Origin of the sequence: Aquabacter cavernae, assembly GCF_003993795.1 — a bacterium.
In the GTDB taxonomy this organism is placed as follows: domain Bacteria; phylum Pseudomonadota; class Alphaproteobacteria; order Rhizobiales; family Xanthobacteraceae; genus Aquabacter; species Aquabacter cavernae.
This window is the reverse complement of sequence record NZ_RWKV01000008.1, coordinates 1,047,549-1,072,997: the sequence shown is the minus strand read 5'-3', so window position 1 is coordinate 1,072,997 and position 25,449 is coordinate 1,047,549. Positions and strand designations below refer to the sequence as shown.

Annotated in this window: 24 protein-coding genes; 13 read left to right on the top strand and 11 right to left on the bottom strand. The window is 68.7% G+C overall.

The features are described 5' to 3' along the window. Nucleotide 1: 1 nt before the first annotated feature. On the bottom strand, nucleotides 2-2,146 hold the full coding sequence (locus tag EJJ38_RS09660; protein ID WP_127089858.1) for a pseudouridine synthase: 2,145 nt from the start codon (nucleotides 2,144-2,146) through the stop codon (nucleotides 2-4). A gap of 14 nt (nucleotides 2,147-2,160) precedes the next feature. On the opposite strand from EJJ38_RS09660, the gene EJJ38_RS09655 reads away from it, so the two are divergent. Continuing rightward, entirely contained in the window at nucleotides 2,161-2,649 is a 489-nt protein-coding gene (locus tag EJJ38_RS09655) for a nucleoside deaminase (protein ID WP_127089857.1), read from the top strand. 26 nt (nucleotides 2,650-2,675) lie between these two features. On the opposite strand, the gene EJJ38_RS09650 is transcribed toward EJJ38_RS09655, so the two are convergent. Together EJJ38_RS09650 and purD are read right to left on the bottom strand one after the other, a co-directional pair. Continuing rightward, entirely contained in the window at nucleotides 2,676-3,572 is an 897-nt protein-coding gene (locus EJJ38_RS09650) for an alpha/beta fold hydrolase (RefSeq protein WP_127089856.1), read from the bottom strand. A 38-nt stretch (nucleotides 3,573-3,610) separates the two neighbouring features. Beyond that, nucleotides 3,611-4,867 carry a phosphoribosylamine--glycine ligase gene (purD, locus tag EJJ38_RS09645; protein ID WP_127089855.1) on the bottom strand — a complete coding sequence of 419 codons (1,257 nt, stop codon included), beginning with the start codon at nucleotides 4,865-4,867 and terminating at the stop codon, nucleotides 3,611-3,613. A gap of 132 nt (nucleotides 4,868-4,999) precedes the next feature. Here purD and xseA point away from each other — a divergent pair, with 132 nt between their 5' ends. Beyond that, a complete protein-coding gene (gene xseA, locus EJJ38_RS09640) occupies nucleotides 5,000-6,508 on the top strand; it encodes an exodeoxyribonuclease VII large subunit (protein WP_127089854.1) in 1,509 nt (502 codons plus the stop codon). Nucleotides 6,509-6,655: 147 nt separating this feature from the next. Then, nucleotides 6,656-6,889, top strand: coding sequence for a DUF2093 domain-containing protein (locus EJJ38_RS09635; RefSeq protein ID WP_127089853.1), 234 nt, complete (start codon nucleotides 6,656-6,658; stop codon nucleotides 6,887-6,889). An 18-nt stretch (nucleotides 6,890-6,907) separates the two neighbouring features. Here the strand turns inward: EJJ38_RS09635 and lpxK are convergent, their stop codons facing one another. From lpxK to EJJ38_RS09600, 7 genes are all read right to left on the bottom strand, one after another. Further along, nucleotides 6,908-8,104 carry a tetraacyldisaccharide 4'-kinase gene (lpxK, locus tag EJJ38_RS09630; protein WP_127089852.1) on the bottom strand — a complete coding sequence of 399 codons (1,197 nt, stop codon included), beginning with the start codon at nucleotides 8,102-8,104 and terminating at the stop codon, nucleotides 6,908-6,910. Further along, on the bottom strand, nucleotides 8,101-9,399 hold the full coding sequence (locus EJJ38_RS09625; RefSeq protein ID WP_127089851.1) for a 3-deoxy-D-manno-octulosonic acid transferase: 1,299 nt from the start codon (nucleotides 9,397-9,399) through the stop codon (nucleotides 8,101-8,103). The genes lpxK and EJJ38_RS09625 overlap by 4 nt, the downstream gene beginning before the upstream one ends. Beyond that, on the bottom strand, nucleotides 9,399-10,109 hold the full coding sequence (locus tag EJJ38_RS09620) for a lysophospholipid acyltransferase family protein (protein ID WP_127089850.1): 711 nt from the start codon (nucleotides 10,107-10,109) through the stop codon (nucleotides 9,399-9,401). Before EJJ38_RS09620 ends, EJJ38_RS09625 begins: the two co-directional genes overlap by 1 nt. A gap of 127 nt (nucleotides 10,110-10,236) precedes the next feature. Further along, nucleotides 10,237-10,482: a DUF4170 domain-containing protein gene (locus EJJ38_RS09615; protein WP_127089849.1), complete on the bottom strand. Its 246-nt coding sequence runs from the start codon at nucleotides 10,480-10,482 to the stop codon at nucleotides 10,237-10,239. A gap of 29 nt (nucleotides 10,483-10,511) precedes the next feature. Continuing rightward, nucleotides 10,512-11,342 (bottom strand): 3'(2'),5'-bisphosphate nucleotidase CysQ, encoded by an 831-nt coding sequence (locus tag EJJ38_RS09610; protein WP_127089848.1) that lies wholly within the window; start codon nucleotides 11,340-11,342, stop codon nucleotides 10,512-10,514. Nucleotides 11,343-11,438: 96 nt separating this feature from the next. Next, nucleotides 11,439-12,407: a 4-hydroxybenzoate octaprenyltransferase gene (gene ubiA / locus EJJ38_RS09605; protein WP_127089847.1), complete on the bottom strand. Its 969-nt coding sequence runs from the start codon at nucleotides 12,405-12,407 to the stop codon at nucleotides 11,439-11,441. A 10-nt stretch (nucleotides 12,408-12,417) separates the two neighbouring features. Further along, nucleotides 12,418-12,924: a hypothetical protein gene (locus EJJ38_RS09600; protein WP_127089846.1), complete on the bottom strand. Its 507-nt coding sequence runs from the start codon at nucleotides 12,922-12,924 to the stop codon at nucleotides 12,418-12,420. 361 nt (nucleotides 12,925-13,285) lie between these two features. On the opposite strand from EJJ38_RS09600, the gene EJJ38_RS09595 reads away from it, so the two are divergent. The 3 genes from EJJ38_RS09595 (at nucleotide 13,286) to ilvC (ending at nucleotide 16,826) form a co-directional block, all read left to right on the top strand. After that, nucleotides 13,286-15,046: an acetolactate synthase 3 large subunit gene (locus EJJ38_RS09595; protein WP_127089845.1), complete on the top strand. Its 1,761-nt coding sequence runs from the start codon at nucleotides 13,286-13,288 to the stop codon at nucleotides 15,044-15,046. 154 nt (nucleotides 15,047-15,200) lie between these two features. Continuing rightward, nucleotides 15,201-15,728 (top strand): acetolactate synthase small subunit, encoded by a 528-nt coding sequence (gene ilvN, locus EJJ38_RS09590; protein ID WP_127089844.1) that lies wholly within the window; start codon nucleotides 15,201-15,203, stop codon nucleotides 15,726-15,728. Between the two features lie 78 nt (nucleotides 15,729-15,806). Further along, nucleotides 15,807-16,826 carry a ketol-acid reductoisomerase gene (ilvC, locus tag EJJ38_RS09585; protein WP_127089843.1) on the top strand — a complete coding sequence of 340 codons (1,020 nt, stop codon included), beginning with the start codon at nucleotides 15,807-15,809 and terminating at the stop codon, nucleotides 16,824-16,826. 105 nt (nucleotides 16,827-16,931) lie between these two features. On the opposite strand, the gene EJJ38_RS09580 is transcribed toward ilvC, so the two are convergent. Beyond that, nucleotides 16,932-17,225 carry a hypothetical protein gene (locus tag EJJ38_RS09580; protein WP_127089842.1) on the bottom strand — a complete coding sequence of 98 codons (294 nt, stop codon included), beginning with the start codon at nucleotides 17,223-17,225 and terminating at the stop codon, nucleotides 16,932-16,934. Nucleotides 17,226-17,412: 187 nt separating this feature from the next. On the opposite strand from EJJ38_RS09580, the gene EJJ38_RS09575 reads away from it, so the two are divergent. From EJJ38_RS09575 to EJJ38_RS09545, 7 genes are all read left to right on the top strand, one after another. Beyond that, entirely contained in the window at nucleotides 17,413-18,819 is a 1,407-nt protein-coding gene (locus EJJ38_RS09575) for a UbiA family prenyltransferase (RefSeq protein ID WP_164738466.1), read from the top strand. Continuing rightward, a complete protein-coding gene (locus EJJ38_RS09570; protein WP_127089840.1) occupies nucleotides 18,810-20,186 on the top strand; it encodes an FAD-binding oxidoreductase in 1,377 nt (458 codons plus the stop codon). The genes EJJ38_RS09575 and EJJ38_RS09570 overlap by 10 nt, the downstream gene beginning before the upstream one ends. Further along, on the top strand, nucleotides 20,183-20,935 hold the full coding sequence (locus EJJ38_RS09565) for an SDR family oxidoreductase (RefSeq protein ID WP_127089839.1): 753 nt from the start codon (nucleotides 20,183-20,185) through the stop codon (nucleotides 20,933-20,935). Before EJJ38_RS09570 ends, EJJ38_RS09565 begins: the two co-directional genes overlap by 4 nt. A 7-nt stretch (nucleotides 20,936-20,942) precedes the next feature. Continuing rightward, nucleotides 20,943-21,869, top strand: coding sequence for an NAD-dependent epimerase/dehydratase family protein (locus EJJ38_RS09560; protein ID WP_127089838.1), 927 nt, complete (start codon nucleotides 20,943-20,945; stop codon nucleotides 21,867-21,869). Between the two features lie 3 nt (nucleotides 21,870-21,872). Beyond that, complete coding sequence (locus tag EJJ38_RS09555) at nucleotides 21,873-23,162, top strand: NAD(P)/FAD-dependent oxidoreductase (RefSeq protein ID WP_127089837.1); 1,290 nt, start codon at nucleotides 21,873-21,875, stop codon at nucleotides 23,160-23,162. Nucleotides 23,163-23,316: 154 nt separating this feature from the next. Continuing rightward, nucleotides 23,317-24,846 (top strand): hypothetical protein, encoded by a 1,530-nt coding sequence (locus EJJ38_RS09550; RefSeq protein WP_127089836.1) that lies wholly within the window; start codon nucleotides 23,317-23,319, stop codon nucleotides 24,844-24,846. A gap of 191 nt (nucleotides 24,847-25,037) precedes the next feature. Next, entirely contained in the window at nucleotides 25,038-25,442 is a 405-nt protein-coding gene (locus tag EJJ38_RS09545) for a GtrA family protein (protein WP_127089835.1), read from the top strand. Nucleotides 25,443-25,449 lie beyond the last annotated feature (7 nt).

The window sequence follows — 25,449 nt, the reverse complement described above, 5'->3', positions numbered from 1 at the left end:
ATCAGCCCCGCTTGCGCGGCGGCCCGCTCGGCTTGCCGCCACCGGGTTTGCCACCACCCGGCCGCCCGCCGGGCTTGCCGCCCGGTCGTGCGCCCTTGGGGGGACCGAACCGCTTCGGCCCGCCGGCACCGGGCCTGCCAGCCGGCTTGCCGCCCGGGCGACCACCCGGTGCGTGCCCGCCGAAGCCGCCTTCGCGGTCCCGCGACCAGGGCTTGTCCTCGCGGGAGCCGCCCACGAAGCCCATATCGTCATCCGCGCGCGGACGGGACGGGCGGGGTCCACCGCTCCGGGCGCCGCCCTTGGCGCCGGGGCCTTTGCCACCCGGCCCCGTGCGGGGGCGGTCGTCGCTGCGCCGGAAATCCTCGCGTGCGGGCCGGTCCCCATCCCGGGGCTTGAACGGACGGTCGCCGGAAGGACGGCCACGCGGCCGCTCGTCACCGCGCCGGAAGTCCTCACGGGCCGGCCGGTCCGCGTCATTGTGCCTGAACGGACGGTCACCGGAGGGACGGCCACGCGGCCGCTCGTCGCCGCGCCGGAAATCCTCCCGTGCGGGCCGATCTCCGTCCCTGGGCTTGAACGGGCGATCGCCGGAGGGACGGCCACGCGGCCGCTCGTCGCCGCGCCGGAAATCCTCGCGGGCCGGCCGGTCCGCGTCATTGTGCCTGAACGGACGGTCGCCGGAGGGACGGCCACGCGGCCGCTCATCACCGCGCCGGAAATCCTCGCGGGGCGGCCGGTCGCCGCCCTTGTCCCTGAACGGGCGGTCGCCGGAAGGGCGGCCGCGCGGCCGCTCGTCACTGCGCCGGAAGTCCTCGCGTGCGGGGCGGTCGCCATCCCTGTCCCGGAACGGGCGATCCCCGGAAGGACGGCCACGCGGGCGTTCGTCGCCGGCGCCGTAATCCCCACGCTGCGGGCGTGGACCGCCCTTGCCCTTGAACGGCCGGTCGCCGGAGGGGCGGCCGCGCGGGCGCTCGTCGAACCCTCGCTCCGCACCTTCGCCGCGCCGTCCGCGCGGGCCGTCGCCGGAGCCGGGCCGCCGTCCCTTGGCGGGCGGGGCCTCCTCGCGGCGCGTCACCACGCGCTCCACCTGGATCTCGCGGCCCTTGCGGTCCGCCACGGAGCCGCGGCTCTCCACCTCGCGCTCCTCGCTCGCCGCCTTGCGGCTGCGCAGGCGGAACGAGACCACGTCCTCCTCCACCCCTTCCGGGTGGCGGGAGCGGGCGCGCCCTTCGGGCTCGCGCTCCGCGCGGCGCGGGCCGCGCGGGCGGGGGGCATCGGCAGCCGGCCGCTGGGGGGCGGGCTCGATCTCGTGCTCCACCAGCGGACCATCGAAATCCGCGCCGGAGGCGGCTTCCAGCTCCGCGCCGATCTGGTCGCGCAGGATGCGGGTGCGCACCTCCTCGATGCCGTTTTCCTCGATATAGCCGAGCTGGAAGGGGCCGTAGGAAACGCGGATCAGGCGGTTCACGATCATGCCGAGGGCGGCGAGGACGTTACGAACCTCGCGGTTCTTGCCCTCGCGCAGGGACACGGTGATCCAGGCATTGGCGCCCTGGACACGGTCCAGCGTCGCTTCGATGGGGCCGTAGGTGACCCCTTCGACGGTCATGCCCTTCATGAGCGAATCAAGCTTGGCCTGGTCGATCTCGCCCTTGGCGCGCACGCGGTAGCGGCGCAGCCAGCCGGTCTCCGGCAGTTCCAGAACGCGGGCGAGGCCGCCGTCATTGGTGAGCAGCAGCAGGCCTTCGGAATTCAGGTCGAGCCGCCCGATGGAGACGAGGCGCGGCAGGCCCCTGGGCAGGATCTCGAACAGGGTGGTGCGCCCCTCCGGGTCCCGGTTGGTGGTCACCACGCCACGAGGCTTGTGGTAGAGGAAGAGGCGCGTGCGCTCCTTTTCGGGCAGCGGCGCACCGTCCACCTCGATACGGTCATGGGCGGTCACGGTCACGGCCGGGCTCTGGAGCACGGCGCCGTTCACGGCGACGCGGCCCTGCTCGATCCAGTCCTCGATCTCACGACGCGAGCCGAGGCCGGCGCGGGCGATGACCTTTGCGACGCGCTCGGCGTCCTTATGTACGGGCGCGATCTCACGCTTGATGCGCGGGACGCGGTTCTTGTCCTTGCGGGGCGGCAGTTTACTGGGCATGGATGGCCGATAGCATGATCCTCGTCCGGGAGCGAGGTCGTCAGGGGCGGGAACGAAGCGTGAGCGGAACATTCATGCAAATGGCGCTCGCCGAGGCCCGCGCCGCCGCCGAGCGGGGCGAGGTTCCGGTGGGGGCGGTGCTGGTGCGCGGCACCACGGTGCTGGCCCGCGACGGGAACCGCACGCGCGAGCTGAACGACCCCACCGCCCATGCCGAAATTCTGGTGATCCGCGCCGGCGCCGCGCAGGTGGCCAGCGAGCGCCTGCTGAGCTGCGATCTCTATGTGACGCTGGAGCCCTGCGCCATGTGCGCGGGCGCCATCTCCTTCGCGCGCGTCCGGCGCCTCTATTACGGCGCGGCCGATCCCAAGGGCGGGGCCGTGGAGAGCGGCCCGCGATTCTTCTCGCAGCCCACCTGCCACCATGTACCCGACGTCTACGGCGGCATCGCCGAGCGGCAGGCCTCCGAGGTGCTGCGCACCTTCTTCCAGGAGCGGCGGTAGCCCTCACGAAAGAGGGGCGGCGCCTCTCACAGAAAGCCGTCGAGCGCCGCCAACAGGGCGTCCGGGGATTCTTCCGGCAGGAAGTGGCCCCCCACGATCGGCTGCCCCTGGATCTTCGGCGCGAAGACGCGCCATGCCTCCAGCGGGCTCGCGCCCCGGCTCGGAATGCCGTGGGAGCCCCACACGGCCAGCACGGGGCAGTCGATCTGCCGCCCTTCCGCCCGGTCCACCTCGTCATGGGCAAGGTCGATGGTGGCGCCGGCGCGATAATCCTCGCACGCGGCGCGCACATGGTCGGGGGAGCCGAACGCCGCCCGGTAATGGGCGAGGGCGCGAGGATCGAAGGCCGAGAGGTCCTTCGTCGCCGTCCAGCTCGCCATGGACCAGTCCAGGAACTGGCGCGGGTCGTGGCCGATCATGGTCTCGGGGAAGGGATGGGGCTGGGCGAGGAAGGCCCAGTGATAGATCTGGAGCGCACGGGCGCGGTCCATGCCGTGCCACATGGCGAGCGTGGGGATGATGTCCACCAGCGCCAGCTTGTCCACCCGGCCGGGATGGTCGAGGGCCATGCGGTAGCTCACCCGCGCGCCCCGATCGTGCCCCAGCACGGCGAAATGGGCGAAGCCCAGCTCTTCCATGAGCGCGACCAGGGCGGCGGCCATGGCGCGCTTGGAATAGGGGGCATGGTCGCGGCCCGGCGCGGGCGCGGCGCTCCAGCCGTAGCCGGGCAGGTCCGCGATCACCAGCCGGTGCCGCTTCGCGAGGGTTGGGGCGACCCGGTGCCACATGACGCCGGACTGCGGGAAGCCGTGCAGCAGGAGGAGCGGGGGACCCTCGCCGCCCGAGCGGGCGAACAGGCGCCCGGCGGGCGTGTCCACGTGGTGGGCATCGAAACCGGGGTAAAGGTCCGCGAGATCACCCATGGCCGCCTCCCAAATTTTTGTTGTCCGTCCGGTCCCCGTCAGCGCAGGGCGCGCCAGCCGATATCCTGGCGGTAGAAGCCTTCCGGCCAGCGGATGAGGCCAGCCCCTTCATAGGCCCGGTCACGCGCCTCCTGGAGAGTGGCCCCGACGGCGGTGACGTTCAGGACGCGCCCGCCATTGGAGACCAGCCGCGCGCCGATCTTCTTTGTGCCGGCATGATAGACGAGCACGCCGTCCACGGCACCCGCCGTGTCGAGGCCGGTAATGTCCGAGCCGGTCTGGTGCGCGCCGGGATAGCCGCGGCTGGCATAGACCACGGTGAGCGCGGAGACCGGAGACCAGGCCACCTCCGCCTGCGCGAGATTTCCGCGCGCCACCGCATCGAGGATGGGCAGCAGGTCGCTGGCGAGGCGCGGCATGAGCACCTGGCATTCGGGATCGCCGAAGCGGCAATTATATTCCACCAGCTTGGGGCCGGAGGCGGTCAGCATGAGCCCGGCATACAGCACGCCGCGATAGGGCGCGCCGAGCGCCACCATGGCGCGGGCGGTGGGCACCAGGATTTCGCGGATCGCCCGCTCTTCCAGTTCCGGCGTCAGCACCGGGGCGGGGGAATAGGCGCCCATGCCCCCGGTATTGGGGCCGAGGTCGCCGTCGAAGGCGCGCTTGTGGTCCTGGGCGCTGCCGAAGGGCACCACGGTCTCGCCGTCCACGAGGCAGAAGAGGCTGGCCTCCTCGCCTTCCATGAATTCTTCGATGAGCACTTCCTGGCCGCCGGAGGCGAACACCTGCTCCACCGCCTCGATGGCCTCGCCCACATTGAGCGCCACCACCACGCCCTTGCCGGCCATGAGGCCGTCGGCCTTCACGACGATGGGCGCACCGGTGCTGCGCACATAGGCGGCAGCCGACTCGGCGTCCGAGAATCGGGCGAAGGCGGCGGTGGGAATGCCGTTCTCACGGCACAATTCCTTGGTGAAGAGCTTGGAGCCCTCCAGCCGCGCGGCCGCGGCGGTGGGGCCGAAGGCGGCGATGCCGGCCTCTGCCAGTTGGTCCACGAGGCCCGCCACCAAGGGCGCCTCCGGGCCGACCACCACGAGGTCGATGGCATGCTCCCGACACCACGACACGATGGTCTGGTGCGCGGACAGCGGCACGCCTTCCACTGGCTCGGCCACTTCCGCAATGCCGGGATTGCCGGGCATCGCATAGAACTGGCCCATGGCCGGGCTCTGTGCGAGCTTCCAGGCCAAGGCGTGTTCACGGCCTCCGGAGCCGAGCAGCAGGACGTTCATTCGTGATCCTCCCCAAGGCAGAACCGCTATCGGCTCGGGCGCCCCCACACAAGGGGGGCGGCAATGCGCTCGCCGCATATGGGGGAAACCCGCTATGCTCTTGCCATCTCCCTTTTTTTCGATTCCCCGATCATGAACACCCCTTCCGAGCCGCGTCCCAATGCCCCTGAATGGACGGTGTCCGAACTCTCCGGCGCACTGCGCCGGACGGTGGAGGACGCTTATGGCCATGTGCGCGTGCGCGGCGAGATTTCCGGATATCGCGGGCCTCATTCGTCGGGCCACGCCTATTTTTCCCTGAAGGATGAAGGCGCGCGGCTCGATGCCGTGTGCTGGAAGGGCACCTTCCAGCGCCTGAAGGTGCGCCCCGAGGAGGGGCTGGAAGTGGTGGCGGTGGGCAAGCTCACCACCTATCCCGGCAAGTCCGGCTACCAGATCGTCATCGAGGCGCTGGAATTCGCCGGGGCGGGCGCCATCATGGCCATGCTGGAGGAGCGCAAGCGCCGCCTCCAGGCCGAGGGCCTGTTCGACCGGGCGCGCAAGAAGCCTCTGCCTTATTTGCCGCGGGTGATCGGCATCGTCACCTCGCCCACCGGGGCGGTGATCCGCGACATCCTCCATCGCCTGTCGGACCGATTCCCCCGCCATGTGCTGGTCTGGCCGGTGCGGGTGCAGGGCGAGACCAGTGCCGCCGAGGTCGCCGCCGCCATTCGCGGCTTCAACGCCCTTGAACCGGGCGGCCCGGTGCCGCGCCCCGACGTGCTCATCGTGGCGCGGGGCGGCGGCTCGCTGGAGGACCTGCTGGGCTTCTCCGAGGAAGCGGTGGTGCGCGCGGCGGCGGAAAGCGCCATCCCGCTGATCTCCGCCGTGGGTCACGAGACCGACGTGACGCTCATCGATTTCGCGTCCGACATGCGCGCGCCCACCCCAACCGCCGCCGCCGAGATGGTGGTGCCCGTGCGGGCCGAGCTTCTGGCGGGGCTGCGCACGCTCCATGGGCGCCTTGCCGTCGCGCCCCGGCGCCTGCTGGAACGGCGGCGCAGCGATTTCCGGGGCCTCGCGCGGCTCCTGCCGAGCCTGGACACGCTTCTCTCCCTTCCCCGCCAGCGGCTGGATACGGCGGCGGCCCGCCTGCCGCGCGCGTTGCGGGCGAACGGTGCCGCCCACCGGCTGCGGCTGGAGCGGGCGCGCCTCGCGCCGGGCCTGCTGCGCGGGCGCATGGAGCAGCGGCGGGTGCGGCTCGACGGCCTCGCCATGCGGCTCGGTGCCGCGCAGAAGGCGAATCTCAGGGCGCAGGGCCTGCTGCTCGCCCGCCGCCGCGAGCGGCTTGCGGAGCTGGGTGCGCGGGGGCGGCGCGCGCTCGGCGTGCTGCTGCGCGAGCGGGACCGGCGCCTGAAGGGCGTGGGCCAGCTTCTCGATGCGCTCTCCTATCACGGCGTGCTGGCGCGCGGCTTCGCGCTGGTGCGCGATGCCGGCGGGCAGGCGGTGCGCAGCGCGGGCGCGGTGGCCGCGGGGCAGGGGCTGGAGCTGGAATTCGCCGACGGCAAGGTGGCGGTGGTGGCCGGCGGGACGCCCCGTCCCGCCCCGCGCCGGGCCGCTCCGGCGGGGGCGCAGCCGGGCCTGTTCGACCCCCCGCAATGAGGCGGGGTTTCGCCACGGGGCCGATCACACTATCTTGCCGGTCAGACAGCGGAAGGAAGAGGGTGTCCGGCCACGTGCCAGGACATCGTGCTCCCACCGGCGAATGGAGCCCGGCGCTTGCCCGGCTCCCGTGAAGCAGCGACTGAGATGAACAGATTCGAGCGTTTTCCCGAGACGGGCGGCGAGGCCCAGGTCCGCTATCTGGATGGCGAGTTCCGCATCCTGCGCCCCGGCGCCTATGTGCGTTGCGCCGTGACCGGCGAAACCATCCTGCTCGATGAGCTGCGCTATTGGAGCGTGGACCTCCAGGAGGCCTATGCCAGCCCGGAGGCGGTGCTCGCCCGCGTCCTGCAGGAGCGCGAAGCCGGGGCACCGCGCTGACGGCTCAGGGCTGACCGCTCAGGCGGAGGGTGGGCCGCCGGCCGGGGTCTTCTGCGGCGCCGGGCCTGGCTGAGGCACGGCCGGAGCCGGGTTCGGTGTTCCCTGAAACAGGACACTCGGTGTCGGCGGGGTCGGCGGGGCCGGAACGGCGGGGGGCGGAGCGGCCGGGTCCACGGGCTTGCCGTCGGCGCCGGGCTCGGGCTTCGGGAACAGCATGGAGCGCACTTCGGCATTCTGGATCAGCGTATCCAGGTCCACCGGATTCTCGAATTCCAGATGCACCGGCAGGACATGGACGCGCTCGCGCAGGCCCTTGAAGGCGGGCCGCGTGAGGCGGGCATAGTCTTTCGAGGTGGTTACCACCCGCATGCCCTTCTTTTCCGCCTTCTCCACCAGGGCGGTGATCTCGGCGACGCTGTAGGCGTGATGGTCCGGGAAGGGGTGTTGCTCCACCACCTCCACGCCGATCTGGCGGAGCAGGTCGAAGAACTTGGCGGGCCGTCCTATGCCGGCGAAGGCGATCACCGGCGCCCCGACGATGCGCGCGGTGGCGCTGGGGTCCGGGCGCAGATGGGCCTTGAAGACGGGCTTGCGGCGGGAGACCGGCAGGTTGCGCTCGGCCGGGCCGTCGCCCACCACCAGCATGGCGTCCGCCCGTTCCAACTGGTCGCGGAACCGCGCGCGCAGCGGGCCGGCGGGGATGGTGAGGCCGTTGCCGATGCCGGCCACCGCATCCACCACCAGCAGGGTGCCGTTCTTCACCAGCCCGGCATTCTGGAAGCCGTCATCCATCACCACATGGGTCGCGCCCAGGGAGGCGGCGAGATTGGCGCCCGCGACCCGGTCCGTCGCGACGATGGTGGGGGCCACTTCGGCCAGCAGCAGTGCCTCGTCGCCGACGGTGCGTACGTCATGCTGCTTGAGGTCCACCACCAGCGGCCCGCGCTCGCTGCCGCCATAGCCGCGGGTCAGCGCGAAGGGCTTGGCGCCCTCGCGCTCCTTCAGGCGCTTCAGCACGGTGATGGCGGTGGGGGTCTTGCCGGCACCGCCCACCGTGGGGTTGCCGATGCAGATGATGACGGCGGGCACGCGCGCGCCGGCCTTGGACATGCGCCTTAGCGTGATCCAGCTGACCACGGCGCCGATGGGGGACAGGAACAGGGCCTGGAGGCCTTTGGGCTGCCACCAGAAATCGGGAGCGTTGGGAGACGTCATCGTCGAGCCAGCCTGATCTGGGCGAGGTAGGGTTCGATGGCGGAAAGCGTGCGGTCGAGCGCGCCGCTCAAGGTCTCGGTGGCGGTCCAGGCCGCCTGGGCGGTGCGCAGGTGGAAGTCGTGGTCGCAGAACTGGTCGAGCACCGCCTGGGCAAGGCTGCCGGCGTCGGTGACGGGGATCGCGCCGCCGCTCTCGTCGAGCTGGGCGTACAGCGCTCCGAAATTCCAGACATGGGGACCATGAACCACGACAGCACCCAGCTTTGCCGCCTCGATGGGGGTCTGCCCCCCGTGCCGGACCAGTGAACCTCCGACAAATACCACGGGGGCGAGGCGATAGAATATACCGAGTTCGCCGATCGTATCCGCGATATAGATTTCCGTGACCTCGCCGGGCAGATAGCCCGCCTCGCGCCGGATCACGGGCAGGCCCGCCGCGTCGGCCAGCGCCTCGATGTCCGGGCCACGCTCGGGATGGCGCGGGGCGATGATGGTGAGCAGCCCTGGCAGGGCCTCCCGCAGGCGCAGATGCGCCTCCAGCACCATTTCGTCCTCGCCGGGATGGGTGGAGGCGGCCAGCAGGACGGGCCGGTCGGCCGCCTGGGCCTGCATCTCCTCCAGGGCCTCGGGCTCGGCGGCGGGCGGGGGCACGTCGAACTTCAGGTTGCCCACCGGCTGCACGCGCGGCGCGCCGAGCGCGCGGAAGCGCTCCCCGTCCTCGCGGCTCTGGGTCAGGCACAAATCCACGGTGCCCAGCAGGCTGTGCGCGCTCTTGGGCAGGCGCGCCCAGCGCTCGGAGGAACGGTCGGACAGACGGGCATTGACGAGGACCAGAGGCGTCCCGCGCCGTGCCACTTCCGTCATGAGGTTGGGCCACAGCTCGGATTCGGCCAGCAGCGCCAGATCGGGCTGCCAGTGGTCCAGGAAGCGCGTCACGAACTTGCGTGCGTCCAGCGGCACGAATTGATGGATGATGGCGGGGTGGTTGCGCCGCGCCACGATGCGGCTCGAGGTCAGCGTCCCGGACGTGAGCAGGATGTGGAATCCGCGCTCGGCGAGACGCTCGATCAGCGGCAGGATGGACAGAACCTCGCCCACGCTCGCCCCATGGGCCCAGATGAGCGGGCCCTTCGGCCGGGCGGCAGTGGCGATGCCGCGCCGTTCCGCCAGCCGCCGGGGATCTTCCTTGCCCTTGCGCACGCGATGGGCGAGCCAGGCGGGCGCCAGCATGGCGGCCGCCGACGTCACCCCGCGATACAGATGCAGGGGGACGGGAAGATGACCGTTCGCCCGCATCAACGGGTCTCTCCCGCGCGCGGTCCGCGTCCCACCATGCCTTCGGCCCGCGCGGTCACGTCTTCCAGGCGCGCCTGGACGAGGTCGCGCGCCGCGCGCAGGCCGGTCTCGTCCACGTCGCGGGGAACCCAGATGGGCTCACCCACCACGGCGGCGCCCTTGCCGAACGGCAGGTTCAGGCTCGCGCGGTCCCAGCTCTTCAGTTGGATGCGGTTCCGGGTGGTCATGGCGACCGGGAGAATAGGCCGCCCGGAGTGACGTGCAACCGTCACCACCCCGAGGCCCGCCCGCCGGGCAATCTTCGGCACGTCGGCGGTCATGGCCACATTGATGCCCTGGGCCAGGGTGTCGATGAGCGCATAGGTGGCGGAGACGCCGCCCTTGCGATGGAAATCCTGGGGCGAGGTGGCGCCGGAGCCGCGGATCGTGCCCACGCCCAGGCGCTCGGCGGCGATGGCGTTGATCTCCGCGTCCGCGTGGCGCGAGATGAGCACTTTCGCCTTGTGGTGCGGCTTCATGATGAAGGGCGTCAGGAAGTGCTGGCCGTGCCAGAAGGTGATGATGGCCGGGAGATGGCTATCGATCTGGTCATAAATATCGAACGGCTCCACCGCGAAGCGGGTGGTATGGGCCACCAGGGAGAAATAGCCCGCAAATGCATTGCCAGCGGCAAGCTGGAAGGCGCGGTTGGTGCGCACGCGACGCCACATTCTGAAAACGTATCCCTGGATTCGCGCGTCCGAACCGCCCCCGGCCGACGCTTTGGTTCTGATAAGGAGAAACAGTTCCGGCGCCGGGCGAACCGCCGCGGCGCCGGATCATGGACGAACCCTGCGCTCAGTGCTCGTGTCCCGTTTCCGGATCGAGCAGGCGGTGCATATGCACCACGAAGTAGCGCATCATCGCATTGTCCACGGTCTGCTGGGCCTTCGCGCGCCAAGCGGCGGCGGCGCTCGCATAGTCGGGATAGATGCCGACGATGTCGAGCTTCGAGAAGTCCTTGAACTCCGTGCCGCCCAGTTCCTTCAGCTCTCCGCCGAAGACCAGGTGCAACAGTTGCTTGTGATCGGATGGGGTCGTCATGTGGCCAGCAATCCGCAGTTGATGGTCGATCAGGACGCGCCGAACTCGTCCCGCGCGACGTTTAGCATTGCCCGGTGCAGATGTCGCCCGGCACAAACGAGGGAACCGTGCCGCGGTACCGACTTATTGTACAGCGGTACCGTGCCGTCATAGCCGGTGAGGTGACCCCCGGCTTCATGCACGATGATGTCCGCCGCTGCAATGTCCCAGTCATAGCTGTTGGCCGATGCCAGGGCCACGTCCAGCTCCGCGGTGGCCACCCGCGCGAGGCGCAGCGCCAGGGAACGGACCCGGGGGCGCCGGTCGAAGGCGGCCCGATGCATCGCCCGGTCCAGCAGGAAAGCGGGGCCGGAAATGGCGGCGCCGTTCAGCGTGTCGCGCGCGGAAGCGCGCACAGGCGCGCCGTTCAGCGTAGTGCCCGCGCCCTCGGATGCCAGGAACAATTCGTTGGTGACGGGGGCGAACAGGGCACCGGCGATGGGCCGCCCGTTTTCGATCAGCGCGGCACTCACCGCCCAGTCCGCCTCACCCGCCATGAAGGCGCGGGTTCCGTCGATGGGATCGACGATCCAGACCCGCTGGCGCCCCAGGCGTTCCGCACTGTCCGCCGTCTCTTCCGAAAGCCAGCCGCAGCCGGGATCCAGGGCGGCGAGGCGCTCCTTGAGGAAGCGGTCCACTGCGAGGTCCGCCTCGGTGACGGGGGAATCGTTCTGCTTGTTCCAGGTTTTGATGTCGGCGCGGAACATGGTGAGTGCCAGCGCACCCGCGGCGGTCACCGCATCGGCAAGCTGGCGCGCGGCCCGCTCCGGCGTGTCGGTGCGCTGCGCGGCGGCAGGCGTGGTCAGGTGTTCGGACGTCATGAGGGAAGGCATTAGGGGGCAGGGCCTCCGGAGGCAACCCGCCCGCGCGCAGGGGAGGGCGGCTTTGGGCGCAGCCGTGAAGAAAACCGGACCGCCTCAGAGCAGCCCGGCCGCCACCGCATGCAGGAGCGCCGCATCGGCGCAAAGACCCGCGAACAGGATCAGGCCCGCGTCGCGGTTGGACTTGAACAAGGCGAGGCAGCGTGCCCCGTCCTCGATGTCGAGGCGTACCACCTGCCGGTAGAGCAGCAGGCCGAAGCCCATGAGGCCCAGGGCCGAGAACAGTCCCGCGCCGGCGGAGACCAGGGCCGTGGCGAACAGCCCGAAACAGGCGAGATAGGAGAGGGTGAGCGCGAGGCGGCTCTTATTGCCGAACAGGAGCGCGGTGGAGCCGATGCCCACCATGGCGTCGTCCTCCCGGTCCTGGTGGGCATAGATGGTGTCGTAGCCGAACACCCAGCACACCGAGCCTGCAAACAGCAGCAAGGCGGGGTCGTCGATGGAGCGGAACACCGAGGCCCAGCCCATGAGCGCGCCCCAGGAGAAGGCGATGCCCAGGATGAGCTGGGGCACGGAGGTGATGCGCTTCATGAGCGGGTAGATGGCCACCACGCCCATGGATGCGACGCCCGTGACGATGGCGAAGCGCGGCAAGGCGAGCAGCACGGCCAGCCCCACCAGGAGCTGGAAGGCCAGGAACACGAAGGCGGCCGGAAGGCTCACCTGCCCGCTGGCCAGCGGGCGGCTGCGGGTGCGCGCTACTTGCCGGTCGATGTCTCGGTCGAGAATGTCGTTCCAGGTGCAGCCCGCGCCGCGCATGGCGATGGCGCCGATGGCGAACAGGAGAAGGAGGCCGGGGTCGGGATAAGCGCGGCCCGCGGCAATGGACGCGAGCGCCGTGGACCACCAGCAGGGCAGCAGCAGGAGCCAGCTTCCGATGGGGCGGTCGGCGCGCGCGAGGCGCAGATACGGGCGCGTCACGGGTGGCGCGTAGCGATCCACCCAATTGCCCTTGCCCGCGTCGGCCACCGGCGCGCTGGTGCCTTCGCTTCCCCAGGCTGTCACGCGGTCCGCCTCAGTTTCTCAGGGCATTGCCGTTGAGGGTGTCGAACACGCCGCCACCGTTCGAGCTCTGGCCCGGCGCATAGCCGGTGGTCACGCCCAGCGCGGAGGACATGGAGCCCTGCGGCGGGGGCTTGCCGGCGCCGGCTGCTGCGCCGTTCGCTGCGGCGGCGCAGACCTTGTCGCGCAGGGCGGACGATTTCTGGTTCGCGGTGCGGGACTGCTCGATGGCGGAATCCGGGATCTGGCACCATTCCTTGTTATCGGAAAGATACTTCACCAGCTTGCCTTCGGCGGCCGTATAGGCGCGGAACAGAGGGCACAGTTCCTGGGGCGCCGCCTTGGCCTTGCCGGCGGCCTCCAGGGCCTTGCCCTTGTTCTGCATTTCGTCGCGAATGGCCGCGAAATCGGTCATGCAGTCTGCGCGCGCTGTTTCGACGCCGAGGGCGAGCCCGGCCCCCACGGTCATGAGGGTGAGGGCGGCGGCCGAAGCGCGCTGGATTCGAGAATTCAGCGACATGAGAGTTTCCGCAGCGTTTCCAAATTAAATCCTCCCTTACAGAGAGCGCAAAGATAGGGCAATATCACGGCAGGCTTTGACGTGCCGGAAAGCCCCTTTCGCGGCTTGACGGAGATTTCGTCTGCCGCTAGGTTCGCGCAACTTTAGAAGGGTCCGCAAGTCACATGCGCAAGATCGTTTCGCTTCTCGTACTTAGGGGCACCACCATCGAGACGGCCTGAGGCCGATCGCGGACGATGGTGGTGTGTGACGAGGGGCCTTCGGGCCCCTTCGTCGTTTCTAGACCCCCATCCGCTGGATTTCTGACAATTCAAATTTGAATAACGCGGCGGTGCCGGACGGCCTGCTAGGGAGAGACGGGATGAGCAAGGAAATGACCGGCGCCGAAATGGTCATCCAGGCGCTCGCCGACCAGGGCGTGGACCGCCTGTTCGGCTATCCGGGCGGTGCGGTGCTGCCCATCTATGATGCCCTGTTCCACCAGAACAGCGTTGAGCACATCCTGGTGCGCCACGAGCAGGCGGCGGTGCATTCGGCCGAGGGCTATGCGCGCTCCTCCGGCAAGGTGGGCGTCGTCCTGGTTACCTCCGGCCCCGGCGCCACCAATGCGGTGACCGGCCTTGCCGACGCGCTCATGGATTCCATCCCGGTGGTCTGCATCACCGGGCAGGTTCCCACCCACCTGATCGGCAACGACGCCTTCCAGGAATGCGACACGGTGGGCATCACCCGCCCCTGCACCAAGCACAATTATCTCGTGCGCGACGTGAAGGACCTCGCGCGGGTCCTGCACGAGGCCTTCTATGTGGCGCAGAACGGGCGCCCGGGCCCGGTGGTGGTGGATATCCCGAAGGATGTCCAGTTCGCCGCCGGCCTCTATGTCGGCCCCGAGAATATCGAGCACAAGACCTACAAGCCCAAGCTCGACGCCGAGGACGAGAAGATCGAGGCGGCGGTGCGCCTGATCGCGTCCGCCAAGCGCCCGATCTTCTATACCGGCGGCGGCGTCATCAATTCCGGCCCGCAGGCGAGCCGCGCGCTGCGGGAGCTGGCGCGCCTCACGGGCGTTCCGGTCACCTCCACGCTCATGGGCCTCGGCGCCTTCCCGGCGGCGAACCGCCAGTGGCTGGGCATGCTGGGCATGCACGGCACCTACGAAGCCAACATGGCCATGCACGGCTGTGACGTGATGGTGTGCATCGGCGCGCGCTTCGATGACCGCATCACCGGCCGCATCGATGCCTTCGCGCCCAATTCCAAGAAGATCCACATCGACATCGACCCCTCGTCCATCAACAAGAACGTCAAGGTGGATCTGCCCATCATCGGCGATTGCACCCGCGTGCTGGAGGCGATGCTGAAGGCGTGGAAGGCGAAGGATCTCTCGCTGGACCGGGAGGCCATGACCAGTTGGTGGAGCCAGATCGACCGCTGGCGCGCCCGCCAGTGCCTCGCCTATCGCCAGTCCGACGACATCATCAAGCCGCAATACGCCATCGAGCGGCTCTATGCGGCCACCAAGGACAAGGACGTCTACATCTCCACGGAAGTGGGCCAGCACCAGATGTGGGCGGCCCAGTTCTTCCGCTTCGAGGAGCCGAACCGCTGGCTCACCTCCGGCGGCCTCGGCACCATGGGCTACGGCCTGCCCGCCGCCATCGGCGCGCAGATCGCCCATCCCGACGCGCTGTGCGTGGATATCGCGGGCGAGGCCTCTATCCTCATGAACATGCAGGAGATGTCCACGGCGGTGCAGTTCAACCTGCCGGTCAAGATCTTCATCCTGAACAACCGCTACATGGGCATGGTGCGCCAGTGGCAGGAACTGCTGCATGGCGGGCGCTACTCCCACTCCTATTCGGAGGCGCTGCCGGACTTCGTGAAGCTGGCGGACGCCTATGGCGGCGTCGGCATGCGCTGCGAGAAGCCCGGCGACCTGGACGCGGCCATCGCCGAGATGATCAACGTGAAGCGCCCGGTCATTTTCGACTGCATCGTGGACCAGCAGGAAAACTGCTTCCCCATGATCCCGTCGGGCCGCGCCCATAACGAGATGATCCTCGGCGACATGGCGGTGGATCTGGACGAGGCCATCACCGACGAGGGCAAGATGCTGGTGTGAGCGCCCTGGCCGCGCATGCGGCCTCGCTCCCTCTCCCGAACGGGGAGGGGCGGGCGCATGCGAAGCAGGACGGCGCCCGGACCCGTCGCGATCCCTTCCTTCTCCCTCTCCCTCCCACGGGACAGGGAATGACCCCATCGCCCCGAGACATCCCATGTCCTACACCTCGTCCAACATCATCGAACGCACCGAGCGCCATACCCTGTCCATCCTGGTGGACAACGAGCCGGGCGTGCTGGCGCGCGTCATCGGCCTGTTCTCCGGCCGCGGCTACAATATCGACAGCCTGACCGTGTCCGAGGTGAGCCAGGAGACGCACCTCTCGCGCATCACCATCGTCACCACCGGCACGCCCATGGTGATCGAGCAGATCCGCAACCAGCTGGACCGCCTGGTGCCTGTACACCGGGTGCGCGACCTCACCGTGGAAGCCATCGCCGTGGAGCGGGAACTGGCCATGGTGAAGGTGCGCGGCACCGGCGAGGCGCGCGGTGAGGCGCTGCGGCTGGCGGAGGCGTTCCGCGCCCGCGTCATCGACGCCACCACCGAGAGCTTCGTGTTCGAGATCACCGGCAAGTCGGACAAGATCGACCAGTTCGCGGTGCTGATGACCCCCCTCGGCCTCGTGGAAGTGTCACGCACCGGCGTGGTGGCCATTTCCCGCGGGCCGGAAGCAATGTAATGGCTGCGCCTGATCACGCGGTGCGAGCGAGCCACACCTGATCCCAGAGTTAAAAGAGACGCCCAACAGGAGAGAATGATGCGCGTTTACTACGATCGCGATGCCGACCTGAATCTCATCAAGGGGAAGAAGGTCGTCATTGTCGGCTACGGCAGCCAGGGCCATGCCCATGCGCTCAACCTGCGCGACAGCGGCGTGAAGGACATCGTGGTCGCCCTGCGTCCCGGCTCCGCCACCACCAAGAAGGCCGAGGCCGAGGGCTTCAAGGTCATGAGCCCCGCCGATGCCGCCAAGTGGGGCGACGTGGTGATGATGCTCACCCCCGACGAGCTGCAGGGCGACATCTATCGCGAGAGCCTGCACGACAACATGAAGAATGGCGCCGCGCTGCTCTTCGCCCACGGCCTGAACGTGCACTTCAACCTCATCGAGCCCCGCAAGGATCTCGACGTGCTGATGATCGCCCCGAAGGGTCCCGGCCACACCGTGCGCTCCGAGTACCAGCGTGGCGGCGGCGTGCCGACCCTCATCGCCATCGCCCAGGATGCCACGGGCAACGCCCATGACCTCGGCCTCTCCTATGCCTCGGCGAACGGCGGCGGCCGCGCCGGCATCATCGAGACCACCTTCAAGGAAGAGTGCGAAACCGACCTGTTCGGCGAGCAGGCGGTGCTCTGCGGCGGCCTCGTGGAACTGATCCGCGCCGGCTTCGAGACCCTGGTGGAAGCCGGCTATGCGCCCGAAATGGCGTATTTCGAGTGCCTCCACGAAGTGAAGCTCATCGTGGACCTCATCTATGAGGGCGGCATCGCCAACATGAACTACTCCATCTCCAACACCGCGGAGTATGGCGAGTATGTCACCGGCCCCCGCATCATCACGCCCGAGACCAAGGCCGAGATGAAGCGCGTGCTCACCGATATCCAGTCGGGCAAATTCACTCGCGATTGGATGCTGGAGAACAAGGTGAACCAGGCCTCGTTCAAGGCCACCCGCGCCCGCAACAACGCCCACCAGATCGAGGAAGTGGGCGAGAAGCTGCGCGAGATGATGCCCTGGATCAAGGCCAAGGCGCTCGTGGACAAGAGCAAGAACTGAGCCTCAACAGGCTTTCAGACGCGAACGGCGGGCCCATCCGGGCCCGCCGTTTTCGTTCGGGGAGGCGCCCGTGAGGGTGTCTCGTGGAGCTGACCGGGCGCGGCCCTATTTGGGCGTCTGCTGCGTGTCCGGCGGCGGCAGAACCGGTGTCGTGCCCACGGGCGGGGCCGGGCGCGTCATGGCGGGGTCCGTGTCGCGCGGTGGGGGAATGACGCCGTCGGTGCGGTTCAAGCTGTCGCTCAGCGTCTCCCCGGGCCGGGTGGACGGTATGGTGGGGCCGGGCGCCTCGGGCGGACGGCTGTCATTTCCGGCCTGCGCGAAGGCCGGAGCCAGGGGCGCGGCCTGCGCAAGGGCTATCAGCACACAGCGTGCGGCCTTGCCTGGAAGCCTCATGGACATGCTTCCTGTCCTCTTGTCGTTGCATGGAAGCAACCCTTCCCGGCATGTGGATGTTCCCCTCCGGCGGGTGAATATGGGCTGCCTCGCTTGTCTTCCAGGCATCGCAGTGCAATAAGCCGCCCTCGCGGACAATGCGCAGCGCGGGGCATTTGACAGAGTGTCTTACGAACCAGCCGTCGACCTTCCCTTGGCCGTCGATCTCGACGGAACGCTGACGCCTTCCGACACGCTGCACGAGGGCGTGCTCATCTATATGAAGCAGCCGGTGCGCGAGGTGGTCGGCCTCTGGAAGCCGCTGCGCGCGGGCAAGGCCGAGTTCAAGCGCAGCATCGCCGAGCGCGTGGATTTCGACGCGACCCTTCTGCCCTACAATGAGGAAGTGCTCTCCTGGCTGCGCGCCGAACATCGGCGCGGGCGTCGGATCGTGCTGTTCAGTGCCGCCGACCAGTCCATCGCGGAGGCGGTGGCCGCGCATCTCGGCCTGTTCGACGCGGCCTATGGTTCGCGCGACGGGGTGAATCTGTCCGGCCCGCGCAAGCTGGCGCTGATCCGCTCGGTGCTGGGAGAGCGCTTCGTCTATGCCGGCGACGGGGCGGTGGACCTGCCCATCTTCGCCGAGGCGGAACGTGTGGTCCTGGTGGGCCCGGTGCCGCGCCTGGAGCGCATGCTGCCCAAAGGCAAGATGGTGGAGCGCCGCTTTCCCGTCCTGCGGCCCGGCTTGCGCACCTGGCTCCATGCGCTTCGGGTGCAGCATTGGGCCAAGAATGTGCTGGTGTTCCTGGCCCCGGTTCTTGGCTTCTTCAATGCGACGGGCCTGACGGTCCTACAGGCCCTGGTTCTGTTCGTGGCCTTTGGCCTCTTGGCCTCGGCCACCTATCTGGTCAACGACCTGCTCGACCTGTCGGCCGACCGGCAGCATCCGCGTAAGCGCTACCGGCCGCTGGCGGCCGGGCTCATCGCGCCGCGCGACGGCGCGGCGGCAGCCGCTATTCTGCTCGGCATCGCGGCCGCGCTCGCCTTACTCCTGCCCATCGGCGCGAGCGCGGTCCTGCTGCTCTATCTGGTGGTGACGCTGGTCTATTCGCTGTTCCTGAAGCGCCAGCCCATCATCGACACCTTCGTGCTGGCGGGGCTGTTCACCATCCGCGTGCTGGCGGGCAGCATGCTTCTGCCCACGGGCGTCTCGCCCTGGCTGCTCACCTTCTCCATGTTCTTCTTCCTCGGCCTTGCCATGGTGAAGCGCTATGCGGAGCTGAACCGGGTGGTGCAGGCGGGCGGGGCCGGGGTGGTCTCGCGGGGCTATACGGCGCGCGACCTCCCGCTGCTGCTGGCGGCGGGCGTCGCCTCCAGCTTCGCGGCCATCGTCATTTTCGTCTTCTATCTGATCGAGGAGCAGTATCCGAGCGGGCTCTATCACCGGCCGGAAATGCTCTGGGCCATGATGCCGGCGGTGCTCATCTGGAGCCTGCGGGTGTGGCACCTCACCGTCCATGGGCGCATGAATGAGGACCCGGTGGTCTTCGCGCTCCGGGATTCCTTCTCGCGGGTGCTGGGCGGCATCTGCTGCGTGATACTGCTGATGGCATGGCTGTGACGGCGCATCGCAAAACCTATTCCAAGACCTATTCCTCCTGGGGCGGCGTGCTGCGCGCACCCCACGAGGCGGTCCTGCCCACCGCCCGCGCCGAAGCGGCGGCGGCGCTGGTGGAGCCGTTTCCCAACGGGGTCGTTCCCTATGGCAACGGCCGGTCCTATGGCGACGTGGGGCTGAACCCCCTTGGCGGCCTCCTGGACATGCGGGGCCTCGACCGCTTCATCGCTTTCGATCCCGAGACCGGCCTCATGACCTGCGAGGCGGGCGTGACGCTCGCCGACATCCTCGCCGTCACGGCGCGCCCGGAGGCGGATGGCGGGGGATGGCTGCTGCCGGTCATGCCGGGCACGCGCTTCATCACCGTGGGCGGCGCCATCGCCAATGACGTGCATGGCAAGAATGCCCATCGTCTCGGCAGCTTCGGCTGCCATGTGGAGGCGCTGGAACTGGCGCGCAGCGACGGGCGCGTGCTCACCTGTTCGCGCAGCGAGAATGCCGACCTGTTCCGCGCCACCATCGGCGGGCTGGGCCTGACCGGCCTCATCCTCTCCGCCACCTTGCGCCTGCGCCGCGTTCCCGGCCTCGGGGTGGAGACGGAAGACATCCGTTTCGATCATCTGGATCGCTTCTTCGATCTCGACGCGGAAAGCACGGGCACCTGGGAATACACCGCCGCCTGGATCGATTGCCTTGCGACGGGCACCGCGCTGGGGCGCGGCATCTATTCCCGCTCGCGCCATGTGGCCGGCGTCGCGGCGCAGCCGCCGGCGCGCCATCCGCACATCGGCGTGCCGCTGGCCCCGCCTATCTCGGCGGTGAACGGCCTCAGCGTGCGGGCGTTCAACGCGCTCTATTGGCGCAAGCTCGGCGCCTCCGGCCGCAAGCTCTCTCTGGGCGCCTACGAGCCGGCCTTCTTTCCTTTGGACGCCATCGACCATTGGAACCGGCTCTATGGGCCGAAGGGTTTCTTCCAGTTCCAGGCGGTGGTGCCGCCCGCGGACGCCAAGGCCGTGACCGGCGCGCTTCTCGGCGCCATCGCCACCTCCGGGCAGGGCTCCATGCTGGTGGTGCTGAAGCGGTTCGGCGAGGTGGCCTCAGAGGGGCTCCTGTCCTTCCCCATGCCCGGCATCAGCCTCGCCCTCGATTTCCCCAACCGGGGTGCCTCCACCACCACGCTGCTCGCCCGCCTTGAGGCGATCGTGGTGGAAGCGGGCGGGCGCATCTATCCCGCCAAGGACTTCTGCATGTCGGCGCGCAGCTTCGCGGCGGGCTATCCCGGCCTGGAAGCGTTCCGTTCCCATCTCGACCCGGCAATGACCTCGGCCTTCGCGCGGCGCGTGGGCATTGTGAGGGAGGACATCCCATGAGCGCCCGCCAGTCCCGGATCGCCATTTTCGGCGCCACCTCCGATATCGCCGTGGCCTATGCCCGGCGCAGCGCAGCGCAGGGCGCGCGCCTCGTCCTGTTCGCCCGCGACGCGGTGGCGCTGGAGACGGTGGCCGCCGACCTGAAGGTGCGCGGCGCCACGGCCGTGGAGATCCGCCATGCGGATTTCGCCGACCTCTCCACCCTTCCGCAGGTGAGCCGCGATGCCTTCGCGGCCTTCGGCGGGCTCGACGTGGCGCTCGTCGCCTACGGTTCCCTGCCGGACCAGACGGCGCTCAATGCCGATCCAGCGGCACTCAAGGCGGCGCTGGACCTGAATTTCGTCAGCCCGGTGCTTCTCGCCAACCTGCTGGCCGCACCGTTCGAGACGGCCCGCGCGGGCGCCATCGCCGTCATCACCTCGGTGGCGGGCGATCGCGGGCGGCAGAGCAATTATGCCTATGGCGCCGCCAAGGGCGGGTGCCAGACCTTCCTGGAGGGCCTGCGGCACCGCCTGTTCCCGGCGGGCGTCACGGTGCTCGACATCCGCCCCGGTTTCGTCGCCACCAAGATGACCGCGCACCTGCCCCAGGGCGGCCCGCTCTGGGCGACGCCGGACCAGGTGGCGGGCGATATCGTCGCTGCCCTGGAGAAGGGCCGGGCGGTGCTCTACACGCCGTGGTTCTGGTGGCCCATCATGACCATCGTGAAGTCCGTGCCGCGCGCGCTCTTCCACCGCACCAAGCTTTGAGACCGGCATGAAGATCATCGTCACCGGCGCCGCCGGGCTCGTCGGGCAGAACCTCGTGCCGCGCCTGAAGGCGCGCGGGCATGAGATCGTCGCCATGGACAAGCATGCCGCCAACGTGCGGATCCTGCGTGAACTCCATCCCGACATCACCGTGATCGCCGCCGACCTTGCCGCCGATACCGGCTGGGAAAGCGCGCTGGACGGGGCAGACGTGGTGGTGGTGGGCCATGCCCAGATCGGCGGCCTCGTGGAGGATGAGTTCATCCGCAACAACCAGCGCGCCACCGAGCGCCTGCTCGCTGCCATCAAGGCGCGGGGCGGATGCCGGCTGGTGCACATCTCCTCCTCGGTGGTGAATTCGGCAGCGGTGGACTGGTACACCGAGACCAAGAAGGCGCAGGAGGCCATGGTGCGGGCGTCCGGCCTGCCGGCGGTGATCCTGCGGCCGACCCTCATGTTCGGCTGGTTCGACCGCAAGCATCTGGGCTGGCTTGCCCGCTTCATGCAGAAGACGCCGGTCTTCCCAATTCCCGGCAATGGCCGCTATCTGCGCCAGCCGCTCTATGAGGGCGATTTCTGCGACATCATCTGCGCCTGCGTGGAGCGCGATTTCTCAGGCGGGGCCTACAATATCAGCGGGCAGGAACGGATCGACTACATCGACCTCATCCGCCTCATCAAGGACGTGACGGGCGCGCGCACCTATGTGCGCACCATCCCCGTGCCGCTGTTCGCGCTGCTGCTGCGCGTCTATGGCCTCATCGACAAGAACCCGCCCTTCACGGTGAAGCAGCTTCACGCCCTCGTCACGCCGGACGTGTTCGAGGTGATCGACTGGCCGGGCATTTTCGGCGTACGCGCGACCCCGCTGCGGGAGGCCATGATCGAGACCTTCCGCGACCCGCGCTATGCAAACGTCGTTCTGGAGTTCTGACCCATGGCGCGTGTGGTTGTTCTGGGTGCCGGGGCCATGGGCCTCGCCGCCGCCTACCGGGCCTTGAAGGAAGGCCATGAGGTCACCCTCATCGAGGCATCGCCGGAGGCGGGCGGCATGGCCGCCCATTTCGATTTCGACGGCCTGTCCATTGAGCGCTTCTATCATTTCGTCTGCAAGTCGGACCTGCCCACCTTCGCGCTCATGGACGAGCTGGGCATCGGCGACAGGATGCGCTGGCGCGGCACGTCCATGGGCTATTTCACCAAGGGCGAGCTGAACCGCTGGGGTGATCCGGTCTCCCTGCTGCGCTTCCCGCATCTGACCCTCGCCGAGAAGGTGCGCTACGGCCTGCTGGCCTTCGTCAGCGTGAAGCGCGACCGCTGGGACGCGCTGGAGCATGTGTCGGCCAAGGACTGGATCGAGCAATGGTCCGGCACGTCCGTCTACGACAAGATGTGGCGCCCGCTGTTCGGCCTGAAATTCTACGAATATGCCGACAACGTCTCCGCCTCCTGGATCTGGACGCGGGTGCGCCGCATCGGCCGCTCACGCCGCTCCCTCATGCAGGAGGAACTGGGCCATATCGACGGCGGCTCGCAGACCCTGGTGGACGCGCTCATGGCCGCCATCGCGGCGCAGGGCGGCACGGTGCGCCTGGGCGAGCCCGCGGTGAAGGTGGAGACGGCGGACGGCGTGGCGAAAGGCGTCACTACCACCCTCGACCATTATGCGGCCGATGCGGTGATCTCCACCATTCCCACCCCGTTCGTGAGCACCCTCATTCCGGACCTTCCGGAAGAGAGCAAGGCGGCCTATGACGCCATCGTCAATATCGGCGTGGTGTGCGTGCTCCTGAAGCTCAAGCGCCCCGTGAGCCCGCATTTCTGGGTGAATGTGGTGGACCCGGACATGCCCATCCCCGGCATCATCGAATTCTCAAACCTGCGGCCCATGCCCACCGGCGAGAGCGTGGTCTACGTGCCCTATTACATGCCCGTGACCAACCCGCTCTGGGCGCGGCCCAACGATGTCTTCACGGCCGAGGCGTTCGCCTGCGTGAAGCGCATCAACCCGGCGCTCACCGACGATGATCTCCTGGCCGCGCAGGCCGGGCGGCTCACCCATGCCCAGCCGGTCTGCCCGCCCGGCTTCGCCGCCATGATCCCGCCGGTCCAGACGCCCATCGTCGGGCTCCAGGTGGCCGACACCTGCTTCTATTATCCTGAGGATCGCGGCATCGCGGAGAGCATCCGCCTGGGCGAGGCCATGGCGCGGGCCGTGCCGCGCTGAGCGGGCAGTTGACGCCCGTCCCGCTTCGCAGGTAGCCATCGGCAGGATGTGGTGAACCGGGGGCGGTTCGGGTGATGGCATCGCCATGCCCGCCGCAGGGCGAATGGCGGGATTGGACGGCGCGCAGACATACGCGCCACGTTTGCGGACATGGGTGCTGATCTGCGCCGCGGCGACTTTCGCCGCGGTCCAGATCTGGCTGGTGGAGACCTATGGCAGCAGCATCCCTTTTTGGGATGAGTGGGACGTGCAGGGCCAGAAGCTGTTCCGGCCTTTCCTCGACGGCAGCCTGACCCTCGATGCCGTCATCGGCACCCATAACGAGCATCGCCCGGCGGCCGGTCGCCTCGTCTGGCTGTTCGGGCTGGTGAGCGCCGGATATTGGGACACGGTCTGGATGATGCTGCTCAGCGTCGTCATCCGGGCGTCCACCTTCTTCCTTCTGGCGCGCAGCCTCGCGGCGGGACTGTCCGGCTGGCGCTTCCTGCTCTCGGTGGCGCTCGTGCTGGCGGTGTTCCTCGTGCCCTTCGGCTGGGAGAACGCCCTCTGGGGCATGCAGTCCGCCACCTATCTGCTGCTGTTCTTCGGCGTCGCCGCCAATCTGTGCCTCGCCCGCAGCCTGGTCTTCTCCTCCGGCTGGATCGCCGGGACGCTGCTGGCCCTCGCCTCCTATTTCTGCATGGCCTCGGGCGCCATCACATTGCTGCCCGCCATTCTCGTGGCGGTCATCCGGCTCGCCAAGGGAGAGCGGCGCAGCCCGGCGGACGTGGCGGGCATCCTCATCCATGCCGCCCTCGTCGCGGCCTGCCTCGCGGCCATTCCCAAGCTGGAATACAAGGACAATATCGCCGCCGCCTCGTTCGCGGTCTTCTGGGCGGGCCTACTGAAGTTCGCGAGCTGGCCGGCGCCGGAAAGCCTCCTGGCCATGGTGGGCCTGAACCTTCCCGTCGCCCTGGTCTTCCTGCGCCTCGTCCTGGCGAAGCCCAGCCGGGACGGGGCTTTGTGGGGGCCCGTCATGACGGCCCTCTGGGTCCAGGCCAACATCCTCATCTTCGCCTATGGGCGGGGCGGCAGCAGCGATGTCGCCTCGCGGCACACCGACATGCTGGCACTGGGCATTGCCATCAACCTCGCTTTGTCCGTGCGCCTCCTGGACGGCCTGCGGGGCTGGCCGCGGTGGGGCGTCGGCGCGGTGATCGCCTGCTGGCTTGGCATCACGGGGCAGGTGCTGAAGGAGAAGGCCGTGGTCATGGTGCCGGACGGCCTGGCCTGGCGCATGGGCACGGTGATGGTCCAGAAGCAGAAGCTCGCGGATTTCCTCGCCACGAACGACGTGCAGGCCCTGAAGGGCCAGTCCCACGCCACCATTCCCTATCCCGATCCGGACCGGCTCGCGGCTGATCTGCGCGACCCTTATCTGAGGTCCATCCTGCCCGCCGCATTGACGGGTCAGGTTCCCCAGAGCCACCTGAGCGAGAATGGGTTCGCGCGGGCGGTCTACAGGAGCGTAGCGGTGATCCGGGGGATGCTGCTGCGCAATGCGCTGCCGACCATCTGGGTCTGCGGCGCCCTCCTGCTGCTTTCGGCGGCCGCCAGTCTCGTGGCGGACTGGCGGGAGGCCCGTGGCCGGAAAGTGTCGGCAACGCCTTCGTCCGGTGATTCATCCGCGCCCCACGGGGCCTGATCCCCGCTTGCCTGTTGAGACGTCACAACTGGTGCGTCTCCGAGCGAAGCGTGAAGCGGGTCACGGGACGTAAACCCGGAACAGCAAGGAGATAGCGTGTTTCAGCGTTTCCATGAGAGGCTGAAATACTCTAGAGAGCCCGTGTCCGAACACGGGGAAGGGCGCGGACCGGCGCGCCCCTGAAATGTCATATGAGCCGTCAATTCGTCCTGTTCGTTGCCATCGGCGGTTTCGCGGCGGGGGTAAACCTGCTGGCGCGCATCCTGTTCAACATCGTCATCGATTTTGAATGGGCGGTGATCATCGCCTATCCGTTCGGCATGACGGTCGCCTTCCTGCTGAACCGCAAATATGTGTTCGACGGGGAAGGGGGCCATGCGGGCGGGCAGTATTTCCGCTTCTTCCTCGTGAACCTGGTGGCGCTGGTACAGATCTGGGTGGTGAGCGTGGCGCTGGCCATGTGGCTGTTCCCGGCGCTCGGCTTCACCTGGCATGCCGACACCATCGCCCATGGCATCGGCCTCGCCAGTCCCATCGTCACCAGCTACCTGGCGCACAAGCACTTCTCGTTCCGGCGCACAGGCGACCCGGCGTAAGCCCGGC

Coding starts and splice junctions, on each gene's coding strand:
- EJJ38_RS09625 (WP_127089851.1), bottom strand. CDS start 9,399: ATGCGGGCGAACGGTCATCTTCCCGTCCCCCTGCATCTGTATCGCGGG.
- EJJ38_RS09560 (WP_127089838.1), top strand. CDS start 20,943: ATGAAGATCATCGTCACCGGCGCCGCCGGGCTCGTCGGGCAGAACCTC.
- ilvC (WP_127089843.1), top strand. CDS start 15,807: ATGCGCGTTTACTACGATCGCGATGCCGACCTGAATCTCATCAAGGGG.
- EJJ38_RS09555 (WP_127089837.1), top strand. CDS start 21,873: ATGGCGCGTGTGGTTGTTCTGGGTGCCGGGGCCATGGGCCTCGCCGCC.
- EJJ38_RS09610 (WP_127089848.1), bottom strand. CDS start 11,342: ATGACGTCCGAACACCTGACCACGCCTGCCGCCGCGCAGCGCACCGAC.
- EJJ38_RS09600 (WP_127089846.1), bottom strand. CDS start 12,924: ATGTCGCTGAATTCTCGAATCCAGCGCGCTTCGGCCGCCGCCCTCACC.
- EJJ38_RS09650 (WP_127089856.1), bottom strand. CDS start 3,572: ATGGGTGATCTCGCGGACCTTTACCCCGGTTTCGATGCCCACCACGTG.
- EJJ38_RS09580 (WP_127089842.1), bottom strand. CDS start 17,225: ATGTCCATGAGGCTTCCAGGCAAGGCCGCACGCTGTGTGCTGATAGCC.
- EJJ38_RS09620 (WP_127089850.1), bottom strand. CDS start 10,109: ATGTGGCGTCGCGTGCGCACCAACCGCGCCTTCCAGCTTGCCGCTGGC.
- EJJ38_RS09565 (WP_127089839.1), top strand. CDS start 20,183: ATGAGCGCCCGCCAGTCCCGGATCGCCATTTTCGGCGCCACCTCCGAT.
- EJJ38_RS09635 (WP_127089853.1), top strand. CDS start 6,656: ATGAACAGATTCGAGCGTTTTCCCGAGACGGGCGGCGAGGCCCAGGTC.
- EJJ38_RS09615 (WP_127089849.1), bottom strand. CDS start 10,482: ATGACGACCCCATCCGATCACAAGCAACTGTTGCACCTGGTCTTCGGC.
- EJJ38_RS09545 (WP_127089835.1), top strand. CDS start 25,038: ATGAGCCGTCAATTCGTCCTGTTCGTTGCCATCGGCGGTTTCGCGGCG.
- xseA (WP_127089854.1), top strand. CDS start 5,000: ATGAACACCCCTTCCGAGCCGCGTCCCAATGCCCCTGAATGGACGGTG.
- EJJ38_RS09595 (WP_127089845.1), top strand. CDS start 13,286: ATGAGCAAGGAAATGACCGGCGCCGAAATGGTCATCCAGGCGCTCGCC.
- lpxK (WP_127089852.1), bottom strand. CDS start 8,104: ATGACGTCTCCCAACGCTCCCGATTTCTGGTGGCAGCCCAAAGGCCTC.
- EJJ38_RS09570 (WP_127089840.1), top strand. CDS start 18,810: ATGGCTGTGACGGCGCATCGCAAAACCTATTCCAAGACCTATTCCTCC.
- ilvN (WP_127089844.1), top strand. CDS start 15,201: ATGTCCTACACCTCGTCCAACATCATCGAACGCACCGAGCGCCATACC.
- EJJ38_RS09655 (WP_127089857.1), top strand. CDS start 2,161: ATGATCCTCGTCCGGGAGCGAGGTCGTCAGGGGCGGGAACGAAGCGTG.
- purD (WP_127089855.1), bottom strand. CDS start 4,867: ATGAACGTCCTGCTGCTCGGCTCCGGAGGCCGTGAACACGCCTTGGCC.
- EJJ38_RS09660 (WP_127089858.1), bottom strand. CDS start 2,146: ATGCCCAGTAAACTGCCGCCCCGCAAGGACAAGAACCGCGTCCCGCGC.